Source organism: Actinophytocola sp., from assembly GCF_035634895.1.
Taxonomy (GTDB): domain Bacteria; phylum Actinomycetota; class Actinomycetes; order Mycobacteriales; family Pseudonocardiaceae; genus Actinophytocola.
On the sequence record NZ_DASQCC010000197.1, the window covers coordinates 1 to 9,127 of the forward strand.

Sequence of the window (9,127 nt, forward strand, 5' to 3'; positions counted from 1 at the left end):
AGCCGCAGGCGTCTCCTCCAACGAGGCCAACGCCAACCGAACCGCCTCGTCCAACTGCGGATCCCGCCCAGTGGCGTAATCCTGTGGCGCCATCACAACCTCGACATCCGGATCGACGCCGTAGTTCTCCACGCCCCACCCAGGCCCCCGCATCCAGGTGGCGTACCGCGGCTGCGTCACGAGAGTCCCGTCCACCAGGTGGTAGCGCATGTCGATCCCAATGACCCCACCCCATGTCCGGGTCCCGACCACCGGCCCGATCCCCAACGCCTTGATCGCCGCGTTCACGATGTCCCCGTCCGAGCCCGAGAACTCGTTCGCCACCGCCACGACCGGCCCGCGCGGCGCGTCCGCCGGGTAGCTCTCCGCCGCGTTGCCGTCCCGGGTGATCTGCCAGCCGATGATCTTGCGACCGAGCTTCTCCACCACCAGCTGGGACAGATGCCCGCCCCGGTTCTCCCGCACATCGACGATCAGCCCTTCGCGCCGGACTTCCAGTCGCAGATCACGGTGCAGCTCCGCCCAGCCGCTCGCGATCATGTCCGGCACGTGCACGTACCCGAGCCGCCCGCCGGCGGCCTCGTGCACGTACGCACGCCGGCCCGCCACCCAGTCGTGATACCGCAGCTGCATGTCGTCCAGCAGCGGGACCACCACCACGCTCCGGTTCGCACCACCGCCGCCCGGCGCCACCACCAGCTCCACCGGCTTGTCGGCTGTGCCCGCCAGTAACGGGAACGGCCCCATCACCGGATCGACCGGACGGCCGTCGACGGCGACGATCGCGTCGCCCGCCCGGACCGCGACCCCGGGCGCACGCAGTGGCGAACGCGCGTGCGGGTCCGACGACTCGCCGGGCAGGATCCGTTCGATCCGCCAGACATCGCCGTCCCGCACCAGGTCCGCGCCGAGTAAGCCCAGTCGTCGCGCGGGCTCCGCCCCGCTACCCCGCGGCGTCACGTACGCGTGCGACGTGCCCAGCTCACCCTGTACCTCCCACAGGAGGTCGACCAGTTCGTCGTGCGAGTTGACGCTGTCGACCAGCGGCCGGTACCGGTCGAGCACACCCGCCCAGTCGACGCCGTTCATGTCCGCCCGCCAGAAGTGGTCTCGCATCAGCCGGCCGGCCTCGTCGAACGCCTGGCGCCACTCCGCCGACGGGTCTACCTGCACGCGTACCCGGGACAGGTCCACCCGCACGACGTCGTCACTGTCGTCCGACGAGTCTGACTTGTGGTCCGCCGCCTGCACCCGCAGCCGCCTGCCCGCACGGATCACCAGCCGCTCGCCGTCGCCGGTCACCCACACGCCGTCGACGTTCTCGGCCAGCGTCTCCAGCTTGCGCTTGGTGAAGTCGTAGCGCTCGAGCTCCGTCTTGTCGTCGTTCTCGCCGTCCCCGTCATGACCGAGCACACCGGCCAGCGGATATCGCAGCCACACGAGACCGTTCTTCACCGCGTACAGGTCGCCGTACCGCGCGGACTGGACGGGCAGCGCGACCACCCGCTCGGCGAGCCCGTCGAAGTCGACCTCGGTGCGTGGCGGCGCGTCGTCGTCACCCTCCTTGTCCTTGTCCTTGCCGGGCTGCTCCTCCTCGACCGGCCTGCCTCGCAGCTGGGGCGAGAACGGCGACGGCGTGGTCGCCGCGAGCGGCACCAGATGCGGTCGCGAGCCGTACGGGAACGACATGTCGAACACGTGCGTGTCGTAGACCGGGTCGAAGCTCCGCACGGACAGGAACGCGAGGTGTTTGCCGTCGACCGTGAACTGCGGGTCGGTGTCCACGAACCGCAACGGCGTGACGTCCACAATGGACAGATCCGTCGTGCTGGCCATCCTGATGTGGCGCAGCGGGTTCGGCCCGGGGTGCGACCAGGCGAGCCACGACGAGTCGGGGGAGAACGCCAGGTCGCACGGATCGCCCTCCGTGGTGTGCACCAACTCGCGGAGCTCACCGCTGTCCGTGTCCGCCAACAGCAGGCGTCCGTCGTGCGTGGCGACCGCGACCCGCCGCCCGTCCGGCGATGCCGCCAACTCCAGCACCCTGCCGAGCCGGCCCACACCGATGCGGCGGGGTGGCGCAGCCACTCCGTCAACGGGCGCGATCTCCAGCGCGTCCTCGCCCTCGGCGTCGGTGACCCACACGACCTGCTCGCCGAGCGTGCGTGGATGCCGGGCCCGCACCCCCGGCTCGGCCGACAGGGCACGGACAGGACCGTCGCGATGCGTGAGCCAGTGAACGTTGCCACGCACCTCGACCACGCTCGCCCGCCCGGTGTGGTCCGGTCCGACGTCACCGAGCTCGTCCGCCGCGCGCACCGGATACGGCGTCCTGGCGAGACGTGGGCCGCCGAGCCGGACGTCGAGCTCCCGCGGCTCGCTGTTCAGCCCGTCGACCAACCACAGCCGGCCGGCGCGGTGGAAGATCACCCGACGGCCGTCCGTGCTGGCGTTGCGCGCGTAGAACCCGCCGGGAGCGTCGACCGCGTGGCGACGCAGGTCGGACCCGTCCGGCAGGCACGAGTACAGGTCGCCGACGCCCTCGTGGTCGGACAGGAACACGACGCGGTCACCCACCCACATCGGTGACTGCACGTTGCCGTCGAGCTCGGGCAGGAACCTGGTGAACTCACCGGAACCGTTGGCGTCGAGCCAAAGCTTGCCCACCGTGCCGCCGCGGTATCGCTTCCACCACGCCGGCTCCCGCGAGCTGGCGCTGAGCAGGGCGACGGCACCGTCCGGCCCACTCGCGATGCCGGACACCGGACCGTACGGCAGCCTCCGGAACGCGCCGTCCTGGTCGACCGCGTAAGCCCACGTACGGCGGATGCTCGGCTGCCCCACCGTGCTGATGGCGAGCACCTCACCGTCCGCGCCCCACCCGAGCACGTCGGTGTTGGCGTCGGCCCAGTAGGTGAGCCGGCGGCTGGGGCCACCGTCGACCGGGGCGACGTGCACCTCCGGCTCGACGTCACGCTCACTGCTCCAGGCCAGTTGCGTGCCGTCGGACGAGAACCGAGGCGAGCGCACCGGAACCTGGTCAGCGGAAACCCGCCACGCACGGCCGCCGCCGAGCGGCGCGAGCCACACGTCGTCCTCGGCCACGAAGGTCACGAGTTCGCCGTGGAGGTGGGGAAAGCGGAGGTACGAGTCGTTCACGGCCGCCACGTTAGCCGCGATCACCGACAACGCCACCGAAAAATGGCGACTTCCTGGAACGAACCCGAGCGAAAGGGACTTTCGTGCAGCGCGGCCTAGGTAGAGACGCTCATTCAACTGAGCCGCATGGCGTAGTTGGCGGCCGAATCACCGAACAGAGCAGCGCTTGCGGACGCGCCGACGGAGAAAGTCGTACGAGAGTCCCTTTCGCACGGCTTCTGGCGTGACAACGACCATTGGTGGACTGCATCGTGGGGTCATGACGCGAACACAGCACGCCACCAGCACCGACGTCAGCGTGGCCAGAAACGACGCCAGTCCGACTCGCCCATGCCGGCCGGGTCCAGGCCCTCGGAGCGGGCCACCTGCTCCGCGGCCCGGACGTCCGCCGCGAACTGGCGGGCTTCCGCGCGCAGCAGGCCCTCCGGGTCATCGCCGGAGAGCTTGGCCCGAGCCGCCGCGGCGAACAGCGGCGAGCCGGGCAGCAGGTCCGGTGGCAGACCCGCGCGTGCCGTGCGCTGCACCAGCTTCGCCGCGAGCGCGAGTGCCGGCTGACCCATGGCCACACCATCCACACTGGACTCGCGCTTCTTCTCCTGCTGCTTCAGCTGCTCCCAGCGATTCTCCTGCGAGCGTGCGTCCCGCACCGCCGGGTCACCGCCGCCGAACACGTGTGGGTGGCGGCCGACCAGCTTCGCCACCAGTTCGGCGGCCACGTCGTCAATGGAGAACGGCGTGTCCGCCGACTCCTGCGCCACGCGTGCGTGGAACAGGACCTGCAGCAGGACGTCGCCGAGCTCCTCACGCAGCGCGGCCCGGTCGCCGTCCTCAATGGCTTCGAGCAGCTCGAAGCATTCCTCGACGAGGTACTGCCGCAGTGACTCGTGGGTCTGCTCCCCGTCCCATGGACAGCCACCGGGCGAGCGCAGGCGGTCCATCACCGCGACCGCGTCCAACAGGGTGGCCCCGTACACCGGCTCCGGTCGGACGACCGGCGCGTCGTGTGCCAGCAATGCGGTCGCTGCGGGATCGTCCAGGTCCGCGGTCAGCAACACGACCGAACCTGCCTGTGCCTCCTCGGCAAGCGCGACCGGCGGCGGCGCGTCCGCCGTCGTGTACACGGCGCTGGCCGCACGGATCAGGGACACCGCTGCCGCCGGCACCGACCCACCGGGCCCGAGCAGCACGACGACCGCTCCCGACGGGACGGGCTCGGTCGCTACCGTCACTGCTTGTCGTTCTTCGGCAGCAGCAACATGCCGGTGAGGTCCGCCTCCGACTTGGGCACGGCCTTCATCTCGGCGGTGTTCCACGCGCCGTAGCGTGGGCTGAGCTGGATGCCCTTGTCGGTCAGCCGCTCACGAAGCAGGTACTTGCCGTACAGCGGCAGCTGGTTCGGGTCCGTCTGGCTGGAGTCGGCGTTGGGCGACGGGCTCGACGCGACCTTCGTCGACAGCACCTGCACGACGAAGTAACCGCCGGCACTCTGCGCCGTGCCCGGCTGGTTGACGACGAGGACCGTCTGCTTGGGCAGCTGCAGCTGGAGTGCCAGCATCGTCGGGCCGGTGTTCACGTTCAGCTGCGGCTCTCCGTCGGCGCCTGCCGACCGCATGAGGTCGGCGCCCTTGTCCGGCTGGGCGGCGATCTTCTCCGCGAGCGCCTTGGCCTTGCCGAAGTCGCTGAAGCCCGCGACGCTGATCGTGGCCTCGGCCCTGCCGAGGTACTTCTTCGCCAACTCCATCAGCAGCAGGCTGTCGTTGGCGTACGCGTCGAAGCCCCGTGCCCGGTCGACGAGGATCGGTACCAGCTGCTCGGTGGGCACGCTCCCGTCGGTGGGGAGCTTCTGCGCGAGCGGGTTCTGTTGCCGCAGCTGCGACAGCTGGCTCTCGTCGACCCGGAGGTTCTCCTCCCGGGCCACCTCGGCGATGAGGCGATGGTTGACCAGCTGCGTCACGGCCTCGCGCGCGACGAGGTCGAGCTTGTGCTGCGCGGCGAGCGGGCGGGCCGCAGGCTCTTTCACGACCTTGTCGACCAGGCTCTGCACCTCGTCGACCGAGATGACGTGGCCGTCGATGATGACTGCCGAATTGATCTGGCTTGGCCCGGTCCCACACGCGGACATCGTCGCGACCAGCGCGGTCACGGCGGCGAACGGCGCTACGACACGGCGGAGGACACTCGTCACGGTCACCAACCCTCTCACAGCCCCCTATCCCACCGGCGCGGGGGCGATCACGAGCGACTCCAGGAGCTTCGCACACCATTCCAGCAGCTCGACATCACGCAGCGGCGGGGCGCCGATCCGGCCGCCCGCGGCGCCCTCGGTCGGCCTCGGCACGGTGATCAACTGGCTCACTGCCTTGTAGTTGGCCTTGGGATACAACCTCTTCAGCCGGACGGTCTGCGAGTCGCGCAGCTCCAGTGGCGCGAAGCGGACCGAGCTACCCTGCAGCGCGACCTCCCGGACGCCGTACGCGCGGCACGCCTGCCGGAAGCCGGCGACCGCGAACAACCGGCGCACCGGCAGCGGCGGCGCGCCGTAGCGGTCCTTCAGCTCCTCCTCGACGGCGGTGAGCCCGTCGGCGTCCGGCGCGGCGGCGATCTTGCGGTACGCCTCGAGCCGCAGCCGCTCGCCCGGTACGTAGTCGTGCGGGATGTGGGCGTCGACCGGCAGGTCGACCCGCACATCGGGGAGCTCCTCCTCTTCCTCGCCCGGCTCGGCGCCCGCGTGCTTGCGGAACGCGTCCACGGCCTCGCCGACGAGCCGGACGTAGAGGTCGAAGCCGACGCCGGCGATGTGGCCGGACTGCTCCGCGCCGAGGATGTTCCCGGCGCCACGGATCTCCAGGTCCTTCATGGCCACCGCCATGCCCGCGCCGAGCTCGGTGTTCTGGGCGATGGTGGCGAGCCGGTCGTGGGCGGTCTCGGTGAGCGGCGCCTCCGGCGGGTAGAGGAAGTAGGCGTACCCACGCTCGCGGCCGCGGCCGACCCGGCCGCGCAGCTGGTGGAGCTGGGCCAGACCGAGCAGGTCGCCGCGCTCGACGATCAGGGTGTTGGCGTTGGCGATGTCGAGGCCGGTCTCGACGATCGTGGTACACACCAGCACGTCGAACTCGCGCACCCAGAAGCCCTCGATGATCTTCTCGAGGCGGTCCTCGTTCATCTGGCCGTGCGCGGTGACGACCCTGGCCTCGGGCACCAGCTCGCGAAGCCGGCGCGCGGCCTTCTCGATGGAGGAGACCCGGTTGTGCACGAAGAACACCTGGCCGTCGCGCAGCAGCTCGCGGCGGATGGCCGCGCCGACCTGCTTGTCGTCGTAGCCGCCGACGTAGGTGAGGATCGGGTGCCGGTCCTCCGGCGGGGTGAGGATGGTCGACATCTCACGGATGCCGGCGAGCGACATCTCGAGCGTGCGCGGGATCGGGGTGGCTGACATGGTCAGCACGTCGACGTGGGTGCGGAGCGCCTTGATGTGCTCCTTGTGCTCGACGCCGAACCGCTGCTCCTCGTCGACGATGACGAGGCCGAGGTCCTTGTAGCGGACGCCGGTCTGCAGCAGGCGGTGCGTGCCGATCACGACGTCGACCTCGCCCGCGGCAAGGCCCTCGATGACGGCGTCGGCGTCCGGACCGTGCGTGAACCGGGACAGGCCCTTCACGTTGACCGGGAAGGAGGCCATGCGCTCGGTGAAGGTGTTGAGGTGCTGCTGGGCGAGCAGCGTGGTGGGCACCAGGACCACGACCTGTTTGCCGTCCTGCACGGCCTTGAACGCGGCACGCACGGCGATCTCGGTCTTGCCGTAGCCGACGTCGCCGCAGATCACACGGTCCATGGGGACGCCACTCATCATGTCGGCCTTGACCTCGTCGATCGCGGCCATCTGGTCGGGGGTCTCGGTGAACGGGAAGGCATCCTCGAGCTCACGCTGCCACGGGGTGTCGGCGCCGAACGCGTGGCCGGGGGCGGACTGGCGGGCGGCGTAGAGCTGCACGAGCTCGGCGGCGATCTGCTTGACGGCCTTGCGCGCCTTGGCCTTGGTGTTCTTCCAGTCGGAGCCGCCGAGCTTGTTGAGGGTGGGCAGCTCCCCGCCGACGTAGCGGGAGATCTGGTCGAGCTGGTCAGTGGGAACGAACAAGCGGTCACCGGGTTGGCCGCGCTTCGAGGAGGAGTATTCGATAACCAGGTACTCACGGGTCGCATCACCGACCGTGCGCTGGACCATCTCGACGTAGCGGCCGATGCCGTGCTGCTCGTGGACCACGTAGTCGCCGGTCTTGAGGGCGAGCGGGTCTACCGCGTTGCGCCTGCGGGAGGGCATCTTCGTGGAGAGGTCCCTGGTGGACGTGCCGTGCCGGCCGCCGGTCAGGTCGGTCTCGGTCAGCACCACCAGGGCCCGCTCCGGGGCGAGGAAACCTTCCTCGAGGGCGCCGCGGACGACGGTGACGACGCCGCCGGCGGGTGGCTCGGTCAGCCCGTCCTCGGCGAAGGTCGCCGCAACGTCGGCGTCGGACAGTTGCTCGACCGCGCGGCGAGCGGTGCCGGCGCCGGGGACCACGAGCACAGCGGCGCCGCCGGTCGCGGTGTGGGCGCGGAGGTCGGTGAACGCGCGGGTGACGTCACCGCGGTAGCCCTCCACGGCCGAGATGTCGAGCTGGACCACGTTCTCGCCGGGGGTGGTGAGCTGGGAGAGCGTCCACCAGGGGTGGCCGGTGTCCCGGGCGTGCGTGGCGATCTCGCCGAGCTCGCGGTAGGCCGAGGCGCCGAGGTCGAGTGGTGACTTGCCGCCGCCGGCCGCGGCCATCCACGCCGCCTCGAGGAACTCCTGGCCGGTGCGGACGAGGTCGTGGGCGCGGGTGCGGACCTTCTCGGGATCGATGACGAGGACGTGTGCGCCCGTGGGCAGGACGTCGGTGAGCAGGTCGAGTTCGCCCTCGCAGAGGACGGGGATGAGCGCCTCCATGCCCTCGACCGGAATGCCGTCGGCGAGCTTGACGAGCATCTCCGCGAGGTGGGCGTCGCCGGCGTGCTCCTCGGCGAGCTCCATGGCCCGGTGGCGCACGTCCTCGGTGAGCAGCAGCTCGCGGCAGGGCGGGGCGTTGACCTCGGTGATCTCGGTCGGCAGCGACCGCTGGTCGGCGACGGCGAAGCAACGGATCTCGGAGACCTCGTCGCCCCAGAACTCGACGCGGGCGGGGTGCTCGGCGGTGGGCGGGAAGATGTCGAGAATGCCGCCGCGGACGGCGAACTCGCCACGCTTCTCGACCATGTCGACGCGGGTGTAGGCGAGCTCGACGAGGCGTTCGACCAGGCCGTCGAAGTCGTGCTCGTCACCGACGGTGAGGTGCACGGGCTCAAGCTTGCCCAGGCCGGGAGCCATGGGCTGGATGAGGCTACGCACGGTGGCGACGACGACCTGTGGCGGACTGTCACCACCGAGGCGGTACAGCACCTCCAGGCGGCGGCCGACGGTGTCCGCGCGCGGGGACAGTCGCTCGTGCGGCAGCGTCTCCCAGGAGGGGAAGCTGACGACGGTGCCCGGCCCGATGAGGTCACGGAGGGCGGCGGTCAGGTCGTCGGCCTCGTGGCCGGTCGCCGTGATCGCCAGTACGGGTTTGCGGGTGGCCAGGGCGGCGGTGACCAGCGGCCGGACGGCGGTGGGGCCTTCCAGCTCCAGGTTGGCGACGCCCACGGCCTCGGAGATCTTGGTCAGGGCTGGGTCGGGCAGCACTGCTTGCAGCAGACCGGACAGCGACACTGGAAATAACCCCTCGAAGCACGCGCGGACATACCCCTGCCCGGGACGAGCCCGGCGGAGGGGTTCTCACTACCCAGCCTACGTGCACCGACCCAATGATTTCATGTCGCGCGCCCACACGAGGGACTTGCCCGACGAAACGCCGGGCGGGGGCGAGGGGGCGGGCGGGCCAGGTGGGGACGGGGTGGGCCGGGCCCGGGTGGGCGGGGCAGG

4 protein-coding genes are annotated in these 9,127 nt (G+C 70.6%); all 4 read right to left on the reverse strand.

Annotated features, from left to right (window positions below; translation table 11 throughout):
* Positions 1 to 3,159 (reverse strand): S41 family peptidase (locus tag VET29_RS29775; RefSeq protein ID WP_324926520.1); only part of this gene is annotated, 3,159 nt, incomplete at its 3' end.
* Positions 3,160 to 3,452: 293 nt separating this feature from the next.
* Entirely contained in the window at positions 3,453 to 4,388 is a 936-nt protein-coding gene (locus tag VET29_RS29780; RefSeq protein ID WP_324926522.1) for a MazG family protein, read from the reverse strand.
* A complete protein-coding gene (locus tag VET29_RS29785) occupies positions 4,385 to 5,344 on the reverse strand; it encodes a SurA N-terminal domain-containing protein (protein WP_324926525.1) in 960 nt (319 codons plus the stop codon). Before VET29_RS29785 ends, VET29_RS29780 begins: the two co-directional genes overlap by 4 nt.
* Positions 5,345 to 5,368: 24 nt before the next feature.
* Positions 5,369 to 8,908 (reverse strand): transcription-repair coupling factor, encoded by a 3,540-nt coding sequence (gene mfd / locus VET29_RS29790; protein ID WP_324926529.1) that lies wholly within the window; start codon positions 8,906 to 8,908, stop codon positions 5,369 to 5,371.
* Positions 8,909 to 9,127 lie beyond the last annotated feature (219 nt).